The following is a 16,706-nucleotide window of genomic DNA, read 5'->3' on the forward strand; positions in this document are numbered from 1 at the left end:
TAGATCACCGCGGCTCGGGCCAGGGATTCTGCTACAACTTCGGCCGGGCGGTCGGCGCGACTTTTCCGTTCCTGATCGGCTACGTCTCACAGACGATGACGCTCGGTCACGCAATCGGCGTGTTTGCCGCCGCGGCGTATGGTGTCGTGATCCTCGCCGCGCTGACGTTGCCGGAAACCAAAGGACGCCAGCTGAACGCGTGAGAGGCCATCGCGAGTCGCACTACAACGACGCCTGTTCCGGCGCGCGTCCGATTGCATGCGAATCGGACGCCGCCATGTCGCCGCGACCGCGGCCGCTTTCTCGCCCGGGCGTCACGACCGCTCCCGTGCCCCCCGGCCGGCGCACCGATTTCGCATGCCGCTCGATCAGCCGTTGCAGCAGGCAGAACGCGCACAGCAACGCGCCGATCACGATGCGGGTCCACCACGAGCTGAGTGTGCCGTCGAAGGTAATCAGCGTCTGGATCGTACCGAGAATGCCGACGCCGAACAGCGAGCCGATCACATAGCCGACACCGCCCGTCAGCAAGGTTCCGCCGATCACCGTCGCGGCAATTGCGTCGAGTTCCATGCCCTGCCCTTGCAAGCCATAACCGGACAGCACATAGAAGGTGAACACCGCGCCGCCAAGCGCCGAACAGAAACCGCTCAGCGCATACACGCCGATCCGCGTGCGCGCGACCGGCAAGCCCATCAGCAACGCCGAGCGCGCATTGCCGCCGATCGCATACACGTTGCGGCCAAAGCGCGTGAAATGCGCGACATAGATCGCCGCAATCAGCGTGACGAACGCGATCAGCACGTTGGCCGTGACCGAACCGATGCCGATATCGAGGCGGAACGCCGAGATCTTCTGGAAAGCCGGATCGGTGATGGTGATCGACTGCGTCGTGATCAGGAAGCACAGGCCGCGCGCGAAGAACATGCCGGCCAGCGTGACGATGAACGCCTGCAAGCGGAAGAAGTGGATCAGCGCGCCCTGCATCGCGCCGAACACCGTGCCCATCAGCAACACGATCGGCACGATCAGCCAGACCGGCAGATGCACGCGCTCGGCCAGCACCGCTTCGACGATGGTGGTCAGCGCCACCACCGAGCCGACCGACAGATCGATCCCGCCGGACACGATCACGAAGGTCATGCCGATCGCGACGATCAACAGGAACGCGTTGTCGACCAGCAAGTCGAGCAGCACTTGCCAGGAGAAAAAGCCGGTGTACATCACCGAGCCGAAACCGAACAGCGCGCAGAACAGCAGGATCGTGACGGCGATCGGCAGCGTGCGCGGATCGACGATATGGGCACAGGCGTCGAGGAATCGTCTCATCGCGCCACCCCGCGCTGCTTGATGACCGACATGCCGAGCGACATGGCGAGCGAGCGCGCCGCCGGCGACTGGATCACGCTCACCGCGAGCACCACGGCCGCCTTGACGACGAGCGTCGCCTCGGGCGGCACGCCGATCGAATAGGTTGTGTAAGTGAGCGTCTGGATGATCAGCGCCCCGAGTACGGTGCCCGCGAGACTGAAGCGTCCGCCGAGGAGCGATGTGCCGCCGAGCGTCACTGCGAGAATCGCATCGAGTTCGAGCAGCAGGCCGGCGTTGTTGCCGTCGGCGCTACGCACGTTCGAGCTGATGAGGATGCCCGCCATCGAAGCGGACAATCCCGCGAAGCCGTACACCGCGAACACGAGCGCTTTCGAGCGCAAGCCGACGAGCCGCGTCGCCACCGGATTCACGCCGATCGCGCGAATGAAGAGCCCGAGCGCGGTGCCTTCGACGAGCGCCGCGGTAGCCAGCACGGCCACGCTCGCGATCCACACCGAACACGGCACGCCCAGCCAATAACCGCCGCCGACGAACAGGTAGCCCGGTGCGCCGATCGGAATGATCTGCCCGGCGGTCAGCAGTTGCGCGATGCCACGGCCCGCCACCATCAGGATCAGCGTGGCGATGATCGGCTGCATGCCGACGAACGACACCAGCAACCCGTTCCACATCCCGCTCAGCACGCCGACGATCAGCGCCGCCATCAACGCCTGCGCGATCAGGCCGGCACTCGGCACGGGCTGCGTCGCCAGGATCGTCGCCGCCGCCGCGCCGGCAATCGCCACCACCGCGCCGACCGAAATGTCGATGCCGCGTGTCGCGATCACGAGCGTCATGCCGGTCGCGACGAGCACCAGCGGCGCGGCGCGATTCAACACGTCGATCGGCGCGCCGAACAGGTGCCCGTCGAGCATGCGCAGCGACAGAAAATGCGGATTCACCCACAGATTCAACACGCACAACAGCGCGAGCGTCACGCACGGCCAGATCAAAGGACGCTCCGCGCCGTCGCGAGCGAACCAGTTCGATAGCTTCATTCGCCGCTCCCCGCGATGAGTCGATAAATGTTGTCTTCGTTCGAAGCCTGACCGGCCACCTCGGCGATCTTGCGGCGGTCGCGCAGGACCACCACACGATGACTCACCCGCAGCACCTCGCCGATCTCCGACGAAATGAACAGAATGCTCAAGCCGTTCGCGCACAGCGCCAGCAAACGATCCATGATGTCGAACTTCGCCGCGACATCGATGCCGCGCGTGGGTTCGTCGAGAATCAGCAGCTTGGGATTGGTTGCGAGCCAGCGCGCCAGTAGCGCTTTTTGCTGGTTGCCGCCGGAGAGAAGGCCAATGGGTTGTTCGGCGTCCGTTGCCTTGATGCCGAGCCGTTCGATCCACATGTCGGCCAGTTCGCGCGCGCGATTGCGGCTGATCTTGCGCAACCAGCCACGCCTCGCCTGCAAGGCCAGCAGGATGTTCTCGCGAACCGACAGTTCGGCGACGATGCCCTCCTTCTTGCGATCCTCCGCGCAATAACCGATGCCGTGACGGACCGCATCGCGCGGCGAACGCAGCCGCACGGCGCGGCCTTCGATCACGATCGTGCCGCTGTCGGCGCGGTCGGCGCCGAACAGCAGCCGCGCGGTCTCCGTGCGGCCCGAGCCGAGCAAACCGGCGAGACCCAGAATCTGACCCGGCTGCACGTCGAGATCGATCGGCTGCAGCGTGCCGCGCCGCCCGACGCCGCGCAGTTCGACGAACGGCTGAACGGCCTGCCTGCTCGCCGGCCCTTCGTGTACCTCACGTCCTTCGTGGGCTGCTTCGCGCAGCCGCGCGCTCATGCGCTCATGGCCGACCATCTTCGCGACCAGTTGATCGGCGGGCAAATCGCGCGCGAGGTATTCGCCCTCGCGTTCGCCGTTGCGCATCACGGTAATGCGATCGGAGATGGCATAGGTCTGCTCGATAAAATGCGTGACGAACAGAATCGCGATGCCCGACTGCTTAAGATGCCGAAGTATTTTGAAAAGCTGTGCGACTTCGCCGTCGTCGAGGCTCGAGGTCGGCTCGTCGAGAATCAGCACGCGTGCATCGACCGACAGCGCTCTCGCTATGGCCACCATTTGCTGTACGGCGATGGGGTAGGCTTCGAGCGATCTGGTGACGTCGAGCGTCACGTCCAGACGCGCGAGCGCCGATTGTGCGCGGCGTTTGATGCCGGGCCAATCGATCGCGCCGAAGCGCTTTGGCTGCCTGCCCGCGAAGATGTTCTCGGCCACCGACAGATTCGGGCATAGATTCACCTCCTGATACAGCGTGCGCACACCGGCCGCTTCGGCCTCCTGCGGCGACCCAAACGCCACGGTTTCGCCACCGAGCCGGATCGTGCCGGCATCAGGCGCGACCACGCCGGTCAGCACGTTGATCAAGGTGGATTTGCCGGCGCCGTTCTGCCCCATCAGTGTGTGGATCTCGCCGGGAAACAGCCGGAAGTCGACTCGCTGCAGCGCTTTGACACCCGGAAACGTCTTGCTGACGCCGGCGGTCGCCAGAATGGGCTCGAGTTCGTTCGAGGCGGCGCCTTCAACTGCGCCACCGGCTGACGGATTCGGTTCGGAAACGGGGTGCGTCATAGACCTCGCTCGATCGGTGGTGCGTTGGTTTGGCAAGGTCCGCGGAAAAGAGACCGCCCGCTGCCGAAACAGCCAGGCGGTCAGGCACCACTGGAGAATCCCTTGCAAGCTGCCCGTACTTCGCTTTTGTCCTGCCTCGGTCCGATGGAGTGCTCAGTACTTGCGCGTCGGCAGAGTCTGCGCCGCGACGCTCATCGGGAAGACGGTCTCTTCCGTCAGGATGCGCTTGGGCAGCGGCTTGCCTGCCACCACGTCCTTGACCGCCGACATCAGCTGCGGTCCCAGCAGCGGGCTGCACTCCACGTCGACGTTCATCTTGCCCGCGGCCATCGCCTGGAAGCCGCCCTTGGTCGCATCGAACGAGACGACGGTGATGTCCTTGCCGGGGTGCATGCCGGCCTCTTCCATCGCCTGGATGGCGCCGAGCGCCATATCGTCGTTATGCGCATAAACTACATTTATTTTATTTCCATAAGTTTTTATAAATGCCTCCATCACCTGCTTGCCACCGGCAAGCGTGAAGTCGCCGCTCTGCGAGGCGATTATCTTGAATTTGGGATCGCTCTTGATCACTTCGATCAAACCCGAGTGCCGGTCGTTGGCAGGCGCGGAGCCGACCGTTCCCTGAAGTTCCGCGATGTTAATAGGACCTTGATCGTTTTTAAAGTGATCCGCGAGCCAATGTCCGCCGCGCCGGCCCTCTTCCATGAAGTCCGAACCGATCATCGTGACGTATAGCGAGGTGTCTTTCACGTCGATGTTGCGGTCGGTCAGGATCACCGGAATCTTCGCGGCTTTAGCCTCGCGCAACACGGGCTCCCAACCCGACTCGACGACCGGCGAGAACGCAATCACGTCCACTTTCTGCGCAATGTAGGAACGGATCGCCTTGATCTGGTTTTCCTGCTTTTGCTGGGCGTCCGAGAATTTGAGCTTGATCTTCGCGTCCGCAGCCGCGGATTTCACCGACTCGGTGTTGGCCGTTCGCCATGCGCTTTCAGCGCCGACTTGCGCGAAACCGAGCGTGATCTGTTTGTCTTGCGCGTAAGCGTCCGGTGTTGTCAGCGTCAGTGCTCCGATGCCCGCGCACATCGCGAGCGCGCCTAACGCACGACATGCGGCGCGTCGTGTATTCGCCATGTCTGTCTCCTGATCGTTGTTGTGTGGCGATCCATCGAACCGCCCGCCGCTTCCGGCCTGTCTCGGAGCGTGGATCGTGATGTAGCGTAGTGTCTGGGGCGTTAACCGTCCAATCATATGATTGGCGTTGGCGATACCAATTTCGGTATAGTGGACGATATCGGCCGTGGCGCCGAGACGAGAACCACCGTTGTCACGCGAGTCGCGCTGACTGACGAGCAGCGCCTTCGACGTGCTTTTTATGCGCTTAAGTGCTCCGCGGCCGCTTCGTCTAACGGCTCGTCGTACGCGGCGTCACCCAACGGAATGTCAGATTGATTCGCTCGCCGGCGACGCTCGGCTCTTTCGGCACGCGGTGCCGCCACTCCGCCTGCGTGTTGCCCCTCATCACCAGCAGACTGCCGCCCTTCAGCGAGAACGACTGCACCGTGCCGGTACTGTTGTGCCGCAAATCGAACGTACGCGCTACGCCCAGGCTGATCGAGGCGATGATCGGCCGCATGCCTAGCTCAGGCTCGCGGTCCGCGTGCCACCCCATGCTGTCGGCGCCGCTGCGATAGCGATTGATCAGCACGCTGTTAAAGCGGGCGTTGCAGGTGGCCTCGGCGGCAGCTTTCAGTTCGGCGACGGTTCGGGTCCACGGCTGGGGCACGTTGCGAATGCCCGAGTAAACATAGACCGCGTCCGGTTCGCCTTGCCAGGCGGTCAGCCGCGGCAGCGGCACGCGCCCGGCGGGCGTGCCCATCATGTCCTGGCGCCATTCGACTTCGCCGATGAGTTGTGCCAGCGCGTGCGCCGCGGCTTCGGGCGCCAGCCAGTCCGGATACCAGTCGACGTCGGGCGCCGGAAGGTCATTGAAAAGATCGGCCATGAGATTGCCTGAATGCGATTGCGCACGCGCCGCGTGCTCGTGTGAGAACCTTGTTGACTATTATGGTGGCAGCGACGGCACCGCTCACCCACGCGGCTTGCGCTGTCATGCGATTTTCTTCACGTTAGCGGACCACCATCATGATTCTTTCGGACCAGGCTCTCGATCAACTCTTTCGCGAGGCGCGTACGCATAACGGCTGGCAGCCCAAACCGGTCGACGACGCCTTGCTCGAGCAACTCACTGAACTGGTGCTGCTCGGCCCTACCTCGGCCAATTCGAGCCCCGGCCGCTTCGTCTACGTCAAAACGCCGGAAGGAAAGGAGAAGCTGCGCCCGGCGCTGTCGGCCGGCAACCTCGAAAAGACGATGGCGGCGCCGGTCACAGTAATTGTTGGCATGGATATGGCGTTCTACGAATACCTGCCGAAACTGTTTCCGCACGCCGACGCGCGCAGCTGGTTTGCCGGCAACGAAAAAGCGATCGCCGACACCGCGTTTCGCAATTCGACGCTGCAAGGCGGCTATCTGATTCTCGCGGCGCGCGCGCTCGGTCTGGACACGGGCGCGATGTCAGGCTTCGATGCTGCCAAGGTCGACGCAGCCTTCTTCGCCGGCACGACAGTGAAATCGAATTTCCTGATCAATCTGGGCTACGGCGACGCGTCGAAACTGTTTCCCCGCAGCCCGCGCTTCACCTTCGACGAAGTGGCGCGGATTGTCTGAACGGTCTGACCATGCCGGTACGTTCAGGTGAACAGCGCCACGTAGAACACCACTACGCCGATCACCGCACCGACAAAACAGAAACCTTCTTCGGCGTCGTCGCCATTGGAACGCAACCATGCGCCGATGACGCCGAACAAGCCGGCAATGCCGAGCGCGACGCAGACCATCACCACATCGAACAACGCACTTCGTCCCAGCTCGGAAATGTCGATGTCGCGCACGCCGTAGTACAAGCCGACTGCCATCAACGATATGGCGACCAGCGGCAGCATCACGTGGCTTCCCTCATATCCAACGTGATGCGCGTGATGTGCGTGGCGTGCCTGATTACCCGATCTGAGCAGTTTCATCATGCATCTCCTGCCTCGCCCTCTGCCGGCGATCAACCGAACCGCCACTGAGCCGCGACGCCCCTGAAACAAGCTGGTTCTCTTCCAGAATAGTCCACGCGCGAAGACAACTCAAAGCCCGTTTAATTAGGTCGAACGGCCGGCCTGGAACGGGCGGCGGATGCTGTATTGCGGGAGTCGTTTATGGCAACGGCTGTGACCTCGCTCGCACCCGTGGGAGCAAATTTGACACGTCCGGCAAGGGATAGCACATGCCAGTAGAATGAACCGGCTGCCAGCCAGTTTCTGGTTCGAACCGACGAACTGACGAGCCGCCGCCGTTCTTCCGACCGTGTCCGGTCTCTTCCCGCCTCTATCCTCTCTATGCGCCGCTCATCGTTTCTTGTTCGCGTCATCCTGATTGGCATTCTTCTGCACATTTACGTCGGTTTCCGCCTGATTCCCGATCTGCCGATCAATGCCGCCGGCCGATGGCTGTGTGCGTTGTGGCTGGTGCTGTCGATTTTTCTGATTCCGCTCGGCGTGCTGGCGCGCACGGTCAGACAACAACCGCTCAGTGACCGGCTCGCGTGGGTCGGCCTGCTGACGATGGGCTTCTTCTCATCGCTGCTCGTGCTGACTTTCGTGCGTGATCTTGGTCTGGCGTCGCTGCTGACCGTCGATGCAATCTGGCCGAACACCATCGCACTGGCGCACTGGCGCACCGGCTCGGCAGCAGTCGTGCCATTGCTCGCGTTCATCTCGACGCTGGTCGGCTTGTTCAACGCGCGGCGCCGCGCCCGGGTCGTGACGATCGACGTGCCGATCGACGATTTGCCGGCGGCGCTCGAGGGCTTCACGATCGTCCAGATCAGCGATATCCACGTCGGCCCGACCATCAAACGGCGTTACGTGGATGCGATCGTCGACGCAGTGAATCGCCTCGAGCCGGACCTGATCGCCGTAACCGGCGATATCGTGGACGGCAGCGTGCCGCAGTTGACCAGGCACACGCAGCCGCTGGCTCGACTCAGCGCGCGTCACGGCGCCTTTCTGGTGACCGGCAATCACGAGTATTACGCCGGCGCTGACGCATGGATCGACGAGTTTCGGCGTCTGGGTTTGAACGTTCTGCTCAACGAGCACGTGATCGTCGATCACGACGGCGCACGCGCCGTGATTGCCGGGGTGACCGATTACTCGGCAGGCCATCATGACCCGCTGCATCGCAGCGACCCGGTCGCGGCACTTGCCGGCGCACCGGGCGACGTGCTGATCAAGGTGCTGCTCGCCCACCAGCCGCGCTCCGCGGAAGCGGCCGCAGCAGCAGGCTTCACGCTGCAGTTGTCCGGCCACACGCATGGCGGCCAGTTCTTCCCGTGGAATTTCTTCGTCCGTTTTCAGCAGCCGTTCACGGCCGGCCTCGCGCGCCTGAACGGACTGTGGGTCTACACGAGCCGTGGCACCGGCTATTGGGGGCCGCCGAAGCGCTTGGGCGCGCCCTCGGAAATCACGCGACTGCGCCTCGTGCCCGGCGAGCCTGACTGAGGCGCCACGTCATGGAGCATTGCGTTGAAACGACAGCGCGGATGTCCTGACAGGACATCCGCGCCTCGGCGCAAGCGCGCCGCTTGAGTTTGACGCTTGAGTTTGATTTACTGCGGCCTGACTTACCGCTTACTGAGCGGGCGCGACCGCCACGCTCACCTGCGGTGCGTACGCCACCGATACCTGCATGCCCGGCGTCACGTTGGCGATCTTTGCCGGCTCACGCCCCTGAATGTGGAAGACGGCCCCATTCGGACCTTTCAAGGCCATGACGCCGGTGGCGTGATCGATAGCCTGAACCTCGGCGGTCACGTTCTGTGCCGTGTTCGCCTGAGCGGGTTGAGCGGTAGTGCTGTGCCCGTCCGCACTACGCGTCACGCTGACCACGGCATTGCGCATCATCCGGATATGGACTTTGCCGCCCTGCCTGATCTGCACAAGGTTACTGGTGTCCGTGATATTGAAGGAGGCTTCGGCACCCTGCGCGTCAAGCACGGTGACCGAATGCTTCGCCTGATCCACCGATTTCACGACGCCGGCCGCCTGCAGCGTGCTGCTGCCTTCAAATGGCGCGGGCAAGCCGGCCGCGAACGACACGAGCGGTGCAGCTGCGATCAACGCACCGGCAACGATGCCAAGAGCCTTAACTTTCATAAATTCCTCAATTGGGTGAACAACGGAAAAGAGATGACGTCGCACAGAGCATTCTGCGAAGCCGTGAGAAGTGAAGCGCGGATTGAACGCCAAAACAGCCTGGCGCAGCACGACATGTTCCGAAGCATCAAAACAGTGTGTTTTCCGGGACGGTCACCGTCAATATTCGGAGTCCGTATTTATGCGGAGAAAGATCCGAGTTCGCCATAGAAATATCCCCAAGGTTGCAAAAAGATAACGTGACCGCAAGCCTTCATCCGGGCTTGACTTAACTTTGCAGAGTTGCCTAAAATTCGCCCAGTTCATTTAACCGGAATCACGATCTTGGACAGTAGCAGTAGTACCAGTCGAGCTTCGATTTGCCCGATCTCCTGATCGGCAAGATTTCCGCGTCAGCAATTTGCCTGTCGCCGTCTTGCCTTGAGGCCAGACGGTGCACGTCGTTTATCCCCTCGTACTGCCCATGAAGCGCCGCATGGCTCGATGCCGTGCAGATGCTCCATTGCATTTCGCGCTGCGAGCCTTTGCTCGCGCGCGTCGTCACGCCTGACCGCTACTGCGCGTCCACGTCCGGATACGTGCTGCTGTCACGCGTAGGTTTCACAATGTGCGAACACGCGCACCAACCTTTCTTATCGATGACACTTGAATTCGTCTGGCGGCTCCTCGCCGCTTTCGCCTGCGGCGTCGCCATCGGCCTTGAACGGCAGATGCGGCAACGCAATGCCGGTCTGCGCACCATCACGCTGGTCGCCAGCGGCGCATGCCTGTTCGTTACGCTCGGCGTGCTGACCGGCAACGGCACGGCCGGCATCACGCAGATTGCTGCGTACGTGGTTTCCGGCGTCGGCTTTCTCGGCGGCGGCGTGATCATGCGCGACAAAGGTTCCATTCAGGGGATCAACACAGCCGCGACCTTGTGGTGCTCGGCGGCGGTCGGCGTATTGTGCGGTGCGGGACATTACGGCCCGGCGCTCGCCGGCACCGCGATCGTGCTACTGACCAACACGGTGCTGCGCGAAGTCAGCCGTACTATCAACGCGACGCCGGTTTCAAACGCGGACCTTGTGCGCGAGTACGTGCTGACGGTGGTATGCCGGGAGGCTGACGAGATTCATATTCGTACTGCCCTGTCCAATTCGATGTATTCGGCACCGCTGTCGTTCCAGAGCTTGACGAGCGAAGACGTCGAAGACGATTCAGGACGCATTCGCGTCACGGCGACATTGAAACTGCATCCGAAAGATCAATCGAAACTGGAACAGATGGCGAGCCGCATGAGCATGGAAAAGAGCGTATCCAGCGTCAGCTGGATCGCCCGGGAAGCGGAGCCGACACCGGAGTGACCGGCCGCGCATAACGCCCCCTTACCTCTTCGTATCGTCTACACTTAGCTTGCAATAGATTTAGACAATGTTAAATCCGCGTCCTGACTATGGACTGTCCCATAACCTTCGACTAAGCTCTGTCACCGTGAATTTTTCACACTCAACCATGGAGTCTCGATTATGGAACACGGCATCATTGCATGGCTCATCATCGGCGCGATCGCCGGCTGGCTGGCGGGCGTGCTCGTCAAGGGTGGCGGCTTCGGCCTGATCGTCGATATCATTGTCGGGATTGTCGGCGCGTTCATCGGCGGCTGGCTTTCCGGGGTGCTGCATATTTCGCTCGGCGGCGGCTGGATCGGCTCGATCATTACGGCCGTGATCGGCGCGGTCATTCTATTGTTCCTTATCCGGCTCATCCGACGCGGTACCTGACCACAGCAATGGATGTCATGCGGCGTCAGGAGCCAATACCACCTGACGCCGGCCTTACTTAAAGAAGCGCTTCCACTGCCGGCAACATCGAGCCGGTGTCACGCAGCCGCGTATGCCATGCGAACGCCTGATCCAACCGATGCGGCGTTTGCCCACCCCATTGCAAGGCGTCGCGATAGTAGTCGCGAAGCAGATCCCGATACAGCGGATGCACGCAGTTCTCGATGATCAGCGTGGCGCGTTCTCGCGGCGCAAGTCCGCGCAGATCGGCAAGCCCCTGCTCCGTCACCACCACATCCACGTCGTGTTCGTTGTGATCGCAATGCGGCACCATCGGAACGACGCTCGAGATGCGGCCGAACTTGGCCATCGACTTGGTCGCAAAGATCGCGCACGACGCATTGCGCGCGAAATCACCCGACCCGCCGATACCGTTCATCATGTGCGTGCCGCCTACATGTGTTGAATTCACGTTGCCGTAGATGTCGAACTCCAACGCGGTATTCAAGGCGATCAACCCGAGCCGGCGAATGACTTCGGGATGGTTGCTGACCTCTTGTGGACGCAACACGAGACGGTCGCGATAACGCTCGAGCTCCCCGAACACCTGTGCCTGGCGCGCGGCCGACAACGTGATCGACGCACCGGAGGCGAACGTCACCTTGCCGGCGTCCATCAGGTCGAAGGTCGAATCCTGCAGCACTTCTGAGTAAATTTCGAAGGCATCGAACGGCGCATCGACGAAGCCGGCGAGCACCGCGTTGGCAATCGTACCGATGCCCGCCTGCAACGGCGGCAAACTCCTGGGCATGCGCCCGTGCGACACCTCATGCTGGAAAAATTCGATCAGATGACCGGCGATCAGCTTGGTCTCCTCATCCGCGGGCAACACCGTGGACGGACTGTCCGCCATATCGGTAATGACGATCGCAGCGATTTTTTCGCGCGGAATCTCGATTGCCGGCGTGCCGACGCGGTCTTGCGGACGGACGATCGGCAGCGGTTCGCGGTTCGGGCGGCGGCCGGGAATCCAGATGTCGTGCAGCCCTTCGAGTGCGAGCGGCTGGGCGAGATTGATTTCAACGACGACCTTCTCCGCGAGGATCGCGAAGCTGGCCGAATTGCCGACCGAGGTGGTCGGCACAATGCCGCCGGTTTCTGTGATCGCGGCGGCTTCGATAATGGCCACGTCGAGCGCGCCGAGTTGATTCGCGCGCAACATCTCGACAGTTTCGGACAGATGCTGATCGACGAACATCACTTCGCCGCGATTGATCGCGTCGCGTAAGGTCTTGTCCACCTGAAACGGCAAGCGACGCGCCAATACGTGCGCCTCGGTCAGCATGCGGTCGACGTCATGCCCAAGCGATGCGCCGGTCATCAACGTAATGCGCAGCGGTTTGCTTTCGTGGCGCGCCCGCTCGGCGAGCGCAGCAGGGACAGCTTTGGCGTCGCCCGCGCGCGTAAATCCGCTGGCGCCGACACGCATGCCGTCCTGAATCAGCAGCGCTGCCTCGGCGGCTGAAGTGATCTTTCCGCGCAACGCGGCACAACGAATCCGGTCTTCGTACATGAAACTGAGTCTCTCCATAATCACCAGCCCAGTCTACCGGTGCGCACGTCTACGGTGTGCTTCGCCCAGTAGTCAGATTGTTGCACCCTGCCGCGGCGTCACGATGAACGGCGTCGCGGCCAGGTGTTTCGTCGCGCATTAAACGCTCACGACCTGTCTTGCAGATACTTCTCGTGTTACGTGCGGCGCTGCTTAGCTGCCGAAATAGATATTGCAGAAGCTCACAGGACCGACACATTCCTCAACTTTGGTCTTCGGTGCAACAGCACGGCCTTGAGCAGCGACGCTGTTGGCGCGCGGCGCATTCGCTTGCGCAACTTGTTGCTCCGGCGCGGCAGGGGCAGTTTGCGCGTGAGCAGCTGCAGCGGACAAAGAGCAGGCAATCAGGACCATCTTCAACGCTTTCATTTCGTTCTCCAGTACTTACGGTTACGCGCCGTAGGAAGTCCCCTTAGGGGACTGCGTGGCAGTGATGAAACTATATGATTGCCATCAGCCCAGATAAACGGGCTTGCCCGAAAGTGATCTTTCCATCCGGCAGAAGGATCCGATCGGCAGGTGATCGGACGCATCGTTCAACGCGCATTGAAGGGCGCGTCCTTGTCGAGCAAGGCTGTGCGAATGAAATGCAGGCAACTGAGGATGCGTTGCAGGTCGTGACGCTTATCGCGATCGGCATGAACTGTTTCGAGGACGTCCTGCGCCGTCCACGTGGCCGAGCGCACAGATACGAGCGCGCGTTCGAGACCACGTGAGTCCGGTTGTACGAAGAGCCGCGCGAGATCCGCAGCGGTCCCCTCGAGGCTGCTGCTCCACCGCGGATGGAGCGCCCGCGCGTAGGGCGCGCGGGCCACTTCGTTGCGCAGATCGATCACGGCATGGCCCACTTCGAGCGTGACCAGCATCCAGCGCAAAGCGTCGCGTCGACGACGTGAGTGCCGTGTGAGCAGCATACGCAGTTGCGAAGTCAGGTCGTGCGTGCTCGACTGAAAGCGCTGATTGAGCCCTTGCAGTTCGCCCTCGCACGCGAACACGACCTGGGCACGCAAGTCGCCCTTGATCCTCTCGGTCAGCCACGGCATACCGGCCGGAAAGACCACCGCGGAGACAATTGCAGCCAGCAATAGGGATGCGGTGACCGCTATACCGTTGTTGATCAGCAGATCGGGCGCATACGTGACGACGTTGTCCGGTCCCGCGAGCAGGCAGAAGAACACTGCAAAACCGATGCCGTAGCCTGACTCGAGCTTGCGTGTCGCGATGAACGCGCCGAGCGCGAGCACGGGTGCGAGCGTCGTGCAAAGCAGCGGAAAGCCGTCGACGTTCGGATAAACGTAGCAAGTGAACAGATAGCCGGTCATGGTCGCAAGGGCGGCGCCAACCGCCATCTGCACGGCCATCTTCGAAGCGCTCGGTGCGGTGGACGTCAGCGCGCACGCTAGCGCTGCACCAATGACCGCAAGACCGCCGCTCGGCCAATCGGTAGCGATCCAGATCCAGCCGACGGTCGCCATCACCACCGCTGCTCTGACAAAGGTGAACGCGACGACAAATCCGTTCGTCTTGCTGACATAGCGACTCGCGTAGCGGTGCCGCCCCGCGGGATTGCGCTGCGCCAGCGCTGCGTAAGTCTCCGAATAGCCGATCCATTCGTCGACAAACCGGTACAGCAGCTCCGCCGCCGTATCGAAGTCCGCCAGAGATTCAGCGGGCGCGGCTTCAAGAGGCCGCCTTGTTTCGCGCACGCGGCGTGGCAGCGTCGTCTGAAAGACTCGCAGACGGGCGGCCACGCGCGATGCATCGCTAACTGCGTCAGACTGTGGCGCGATCAACGCCGACAGCTCGCGAAAGTACGGCGTGATGGTGTCGACGATCAGCCGCGACCCGCTTGCGCGCAAACGCTTGAGTAACTGATGCAGCGCATGCAGCCGTGCGCATGCGTCCATGAATTCGCCGTTCAGACGGCCGAGATGCTGGCTGCGCGAGCGCATCGCAGGATCTTCGAAAGCGGCAAAAATGCGCGTCGCTTCGAAACCGACAATTTCATCGACCAGATCGGCAAAACGCCGTTCGAACTGCCCACGCTCGAGCCCGCGACCCAGCACCTCGGCAGCGAACGCAGTAAAATTCGTATATCGAATTTGCAGCGCGCGCCGCAGCGCAATGCTCGAACGCTGCGGCACGATCAGTGCGCTCACCGCACTCGAACACACGATGCCGACCGCCACTTCCGCCGCACGCGTGAGCGCGGCCAGAAACAGGTCGTGAGGCGCAGTGACATTCGGAATGCCGATCAAGGCGGCGGTGTAACCCGCCAATACAAAGCCGTACCATCTGAAATGCCGATACCGGACCGCTGCAGCGATACAGGCGCTCACCCAGCAAATCGTGCCGAGCATGTACAGCTCGGGCTGCTGGACGAACAGCGCGCCGAGCACGAGTGCCGCGACCGTGCCCACCGCGGTTCCGAGAATCCGATAGAAGCTCTTGGCGAGCACCATGCCGCTGAACGGCTGCATCAGCACGAACACCGTGGTCATCGCGATGCGCGGCTGTTGCAGATCCAGCAGCATCGCAATACCCAGCGCCAGCAGGCCCGCGGTGACGGTTTTCAGCAGATGCAGCCAGATCAGACCGTCGCTGCTCGCCCAATCGCGGGTGGCGACACCGAGCGCTTGCAACATGGCGCCCCACTGTCGGCGGGAATCCGCCGTCGGTTTGACCACATGTTGGCGTTTCATCAGAAAGCAGCGCGCCCCGGTTTGTCGCTGAAAGAAGCGCCGGCGAAGAAACCGCGCACACCGGCAGGCAAGGCGCCGATTGTAGGAGCATGCATTGCACGCATTAAGAGGACGGGGGCGGAACGTCCCTTCCAGAACGAACAACAATGAGCTTTCGAGACAGGCGGACAATACGGCTTCTGCCGTGAAATAGAAGGATCGATGGATACGTTGCAAAATATGCGAGTGTTCGTGCGTGTGGTCGAAGCCGGTAGTTTTACCGCCGCCGCGCAGTCGCTCAATTCAACCACTGGTGCGATGTCGCGCGCGGTCTCAGAACTTGAAGCTCATTTACGCACACGTCTGCTGAACCGTTCGACGCGACGGCTTGCGCTCACCACAGCGGGCGAGCGTTATCTGAAGCGCAGTCTGCAAATCCTTGCAGACGTCGATACGGCGGAAGAAGAAGCAAGTTGTGCGCACGAACGGCCTAGCGGCGCTTTGCGCATGCATAGCTTTGCCAGCATCGGTCAGCATTACGTGCTGCCGGCCATCTCGCGCTATCGGGCGCTTTATCCGGAGGTGAGCGTCGAACTCACACTATCGCAGCGGATGCCCGATCTGTTCGAAGGCAGCAGCGACGTGGCAGTGGTAGGCGCATCGTCGTTGCCCAATTCGGATCTCGTGTCGCTGCTACTGGGCTCGACATTCAGCATCTTGTGCGCGTCGCCGGCATATGTGCGCGCCCGGGGCACACCGAAAGAACCTCGCGATCTTGCACATCATGAATGTCTGATCTTGCATACGCCGGCCTTTCCGCCGAATGAATGGGTACTCGATGGACCTAACGGCAGTGAAATGATGGAGGTAAGCGGACCGGTTCAGGTCAATATCGCGGAATCGCTGCTTGTGGCGATTCGTGAGGGAATGGGCATCGGCATGGTGCCGCTCTATGCAGCGATTGCAGGCTTGCGCGACGGAACGCTGGTGCGCGTGTTGCCACAGCATACGCTGCAGAAGATGAATATTTACGCGCTGTATCCGTCGCGCAAGTTCATCGATGCGAAAACAAGGACATGGGTCGAATTTCTGCGTGCGCATCTGCCAAAAGTGATTGCCCGCGACGAAGCACTGCTTGCGGAAGTCGACCAGGCGCTCGCAACCGATGATGTACTACGCGTTCCGGCGGGCGTGATCGCCGATAGCGATAGCCAGCCAGGACATTGATTTAGAATGAAAGGTCGAAGCACGTGCGCGGGGTTTTCAGCGGATGTGCTTCGACGGGGAAGGCCCTGCGAGGAAGGAAAAATCGGGCGTGTTTTCAACCGCGATGGTTTCCGGAGCCGTAAACGCAGAAACCCCACCGTTCTGGGTGGGGTTTCTGGTGCTGCTGGGGAGCCTGACGATGACCTACTTTCA

At 61.8% G+C, this 16,706-nt stretch carries 15 protein-coding genes and 1 pseudogene; 6 read left to right on the forward strand and 10 right to left on the reverse strand.

Annotated features, from left to right (window positions below; genetic code table 11):
* Positions 1-8: 8 nt before the first annotated feature.
* Positions 9-203: pseudogene (locus AC3WLT_RS14350) on the forward strand (MFS transporter); the annotation flags it as partial.
* A gap of 19 nt (positions 204-222) precedes the next feature.
* On the opposite strand, the gene yjfF reads toward AC3WLT_RS14350, so the two are convergent.
* The 5 genes from yjfF to AC3WLT_RS14375 form a co-directional block, all read right to left on the reverse strand.
* Positions 223-1,329 carry a galactofuranose ABC transporter, permease protein YjfF gene (gene yjfF / locus AC3WLT_RS14355; RefSeq protein ID WP_492592374.1) on the reverse strand — a complete coding sequence of 369 codons (1,107 nt, stop codon included), beginning with the start codon at positions 1,327-1,329 and terminating at the stop codon, positions 223-225.
* Positions 1,326-2,369: an ABC transporter permease gene (locus AC3WLT_RS14360; protein WP_492592375.1), complete on the reverse strand. Its 1,044-nt coding sequence runs from the start codon at positions 2,367-2,369 to the stop codon at positions 1,326-1,328. The genes yjfF and AC3WLT_RS14360 overlap by 4 nt, the downstream gene beginning before the upstream one ends.
* Complete coding sequence (locus AC3WLT_RS14365; protein WP_492592376.1) at positions 2,366-3,961, reverse strand: sugar ABC transporter ATP-binding protein; 1,596 nt, start codon at positions 3,959-3,961, stop codon at positions 2,366-2,368. Before AC3WLT_RS14365 ends, AC3WLT_RS14360 begins: the two co-directional genes overlap by 4 nt.
* A 153-nt stretch (positions 3,962-4,114) precedes the next feature.
* Positions 4,115-5,053 carry an ABC transporter substrate-binding protein gene (locus AC3WLT_RS14370; RefSeq protein ID WP_492592396.1) on the reverse strand — a complete coding sequence of 313 codons (939 nt, stop codon included), beginning with the start codon at positions 5,051-5,053 and terminating at the stop codon, positions 4,115-4,117.
* Positions 5,054-5,372: 319 nt separating this feature from the next.
* A complete protein-coding gene (locus tag AC3WLT_RS14375) occupies positions 5,373-5,972 on the reverse strand; it encodes an alpha-ketoglutarate-dependent dioxygenase AlkB family protein (protein ID WP_492592377.1) in 600 nt (199 codons plus the stop codon).
* 140 nt (positions 5,973-6,112) lie between these two features.
* On the opposite strand from AC3WLT_RS14375, the gene AC3WLT_RS14380 reads away from it, so the two are divergent.
* Entirely contained in the window at positions 6,113-6,697 is a 585-nt protein-coding gene (locus AC3WLT_RS14380) for a malonic semialdehyde reductase (RefSeq protein WP_492592378.1), read from the forward strand.
* Between the two features lie 23 nt (positions 6,698-6,720).
* Here the strand turns inward: AC3WLT_RS14380 and AC3WLT_RS14385 are convergent, their stop codons facing one another.
* A complete protein-coding gene (locus tag AC3WLT_RS14385) occupies positions 6,721-7,050 on the reverse strand; it encodes a hypothetical protein (RefSeq protein ID WP_492592379.1) in 330 nt (109 codons plus the stop codon).
* A gap of 363 nt (positions 7,051-7,413) precedes the next feature.
* On the opposite strand from AC3WLT_RS14385, the gene AC3WLT_RS14390 reads away from it, so the two are divergent.
* Positions 7,414-8,577 (forward strand): metallophosphoesterase, encoded by a 1,164-nt coding sequence (locus AC3WLT_RS14390; RefSeq protein WP_492592380.1) that lies wholly within the window; start codon positions 7,414-7,416, stop codon positions 8,575-8,577.
* A gap of 129 nt (positions 8,578-8,706) precedes the next feature.
* Here AC3WLT_RS14390 and AC3WLT_RS14395 read toward each other — a convergent pair whose 3' ends face one another.
* Positions 8,707-9,231, reverse strand: coding sequence for a hypothetical protein (locus tag AC3WLT_RS14395; RefSeq protein ID WP_492592397.1), 525 nt, complete (start codon positions 9,229-9,231; stop codon positions 8,707-8,709).
* Positions 9,232-9,869: 638 nt separating this feature from the next.
* Between AC3WLT_RS14395 and AC3WLT_RS14400 the strand changes: the two genes are divergently transcribed.
* Positions 9,870-10,577: an MgtC/SapB family protein gene (locus AC3WLT_RS14400; RefSeq protein ID WP_492592381.1), complete on the forward strand. Its 708-nt coding sequence runs from the start codon at positions 9,870-9,872 to the stop codon at positions 10,575-10,577.
* A gap of 162 nt (positions 10,578-10,739) precedes the next feature.
* Positions 10,740-10,994, forward strand: coding sequence for a GlsB/YeaQ/YmgE family stress response membrane protein (locus AC3WLT_RS14405; RefSeq protein WP_492592382.1), 255 nt, complete (start codon positions 10,740-10,742; stop codon positions 10,992-10,994).
* A gap of 58 nt (positions 10,995-11,052) precedes the next feature.
* Here the strand turns inward: AC3WLT_RS14405 and scpC are convergent, their stop codons facing one another.
* The 3 genes from scpC to AC3WLT_RS14420 all read right to left on the reverse strand — a co-directional run bounded on the left by scpC (position 11,053) and on the right by AC3WLT_RS14420 (position 15,308).
* A complete protein-coding gene (gene scpC / locus AC3WLT_RS14410; RefSeq protein ID WP_492592383.1) occupies positions 11,053-12,567 on the reverse strand; it encodes a succinyl-CoA:acetate CoA-transferase ScpC in 1,515 nt (504 codons plus the stop codon).
* Between the two features lie 192 nt (positions 12,568-12,759).
* Positions 12,760-12,975, reverse strand: a complete 216-nt coding sequence (locus AC3WLT_RS14415; protein ID WP_492592384.1) for a hypothetical protein — start codon at positions 12,973-12,975, stop codon at positions 12,760-12,762.
* A 167-nt stretch (positions 12,976-13,142) separates the two neighbouring features.
* On the reverse strand, positions 13,143-15,308 hold the full coding sequence (locus tag AC3WLT_RS14420) for an FUSC family protein (RefSeq protein WP_492592385.1): 2,166 nt from the start codon (positions 15,306-15,308) through the stop codon (positions 13,143-13,145).
* Between the two features lie 201 nt (positions 15,309-15,509).
* Between AC3WLT_RS14420 and AC3WLT_RS14425 the strand changes: the two genes are divergently transcribed.
* Positions 15,510-16,514 carry a LysR family transcriptional regulator gene (locus AC3WLT_RS14425; protein ID WP_492592386.1) on the forward strand — a complete coding sequence of 335 codons (1,005 nt, stop codon included), beginning with the start codon at positions 15,510-15,512 and terminating at the stop codon, positions 16,512-16,514.
* Positions 16,515-16,706 lie beyond the last annotated feature (192 nt).

It is taken from the genome of Paraburkholderia sp. FW306-2-2C-D06C (assembly GCF_058781505.1).

Excerpts from the sequence above, each read along its gene's own strand:
- AC3WLT_RS14405 (WP_492592382.1), top strand. The coding sequence starts at position 10,740 with ATGGAACACGGCATCATTGCATGGCTCATCATCGGCGCGATCGCCGGC.
- AC3WLT_RS14360 (WP_492592375.1), bottom strand. The coding sequence starts at position 2,369 with ATGAAGCTATCGAACTGGTTCGCTCGCGACGGCGCGGAGCGTCCTTTG.
- AC3WLT_RS14400 (WP_492592381.1), top strand. The coding sequence starts at position 9,870 with ATGACACTTGAATTCGTCTGGCGGCTCCTCGCCGCTTTCGCCTGCGGC.
- AC3WLT_RS14385 (WP_492592379.1), bottom strand. The coding sequence starts at position 7,050 with ATGAAACTGCTCAGATCGGGTAATCAGGCACGCCACGCACATCACGCG.
- scpC (WP_492592383.1), bottom strand. The coding sequence starts at position 12,567 with ATGTACGAAGACCGGATTCGTTGTGCCGCGTTGCGCGGAAAGATCACT.
- AC3WLT_RS14415 (WP_492592384.1), bottom strand. The coding sequence starts at position 12,975 with ATGAAAGCGTTGAAGATGGTCCTGATTGCCTGCTCTTTGTCCGCTGCA.
- yjfF (WP_492592374.1), bottom strand. The coding sequence starts at position 1,329 with ATGAGACGATTCCTCGACGCCTGTGCCCATATCGTCGATCCGCGCACG.
- AC3WLT_RS14365 (WP_492592376.1), bottom strand. The coding sequence starts at position 3,961 with ATGACGCACCCCGTTTCCGAACCGAATCCGTCAGCCGGTGGCGCAGTT.
- AC3WLT_RS14390 (WP_492592380.1), top strand. The coding sequence starts at position 7,414 with ATGCGCCGCTCATCGTTTCTTGTTCGCGTCATCCTGATTGGCATTCTT.
- AC3WLT_RS14370 (WP_492592396.1), bottom strand. The coding sequence starts at position 5,053 with ATGTGCGCGGGCATCGGAGCACTGACGCTGACAACACCGGACGCTTAC.
- AC3WLT_RS14375 (WP_492592377.1), bottom strand. The coding sequence starts at position 5,972 with ATGGCCGATCTTTTCAATGACCTTCCGGCGCCCGACGTCGACTGGTAT.
- AC3WLT_RS14420 (WP_492592385.1), bottom strand. The coding sequence starts at position 15,308 with ATGAAACGCCAACATGTGGTCAAACCGACGGCGGATTCCCGCCGACAG.
- AC3WLT_RS14425 (WP_492592386.1), top strand. The coding sequence starts at position 15,510 with ATGGATACGTTGCAAAATATGCGAGTGTTCGTGCGTGTGGTCGAAGCC.
- AC3WLT_RS14395 (WP_492592397.1), bottom strand. The coding sequence starts at position 9,231 with ATGAAAGTTAAGGCTCTTGGCATCGTTGCCGGTGCGTTGATCGCAGCT.
- AC3WLT_RS14380 (WP_492592378.1), top strand. The coding sequence starts at position 6,113 with ATGATTCTTTCGGACCAGGCTCTCGATCAACTCTTTCGCGAGGCGCGT.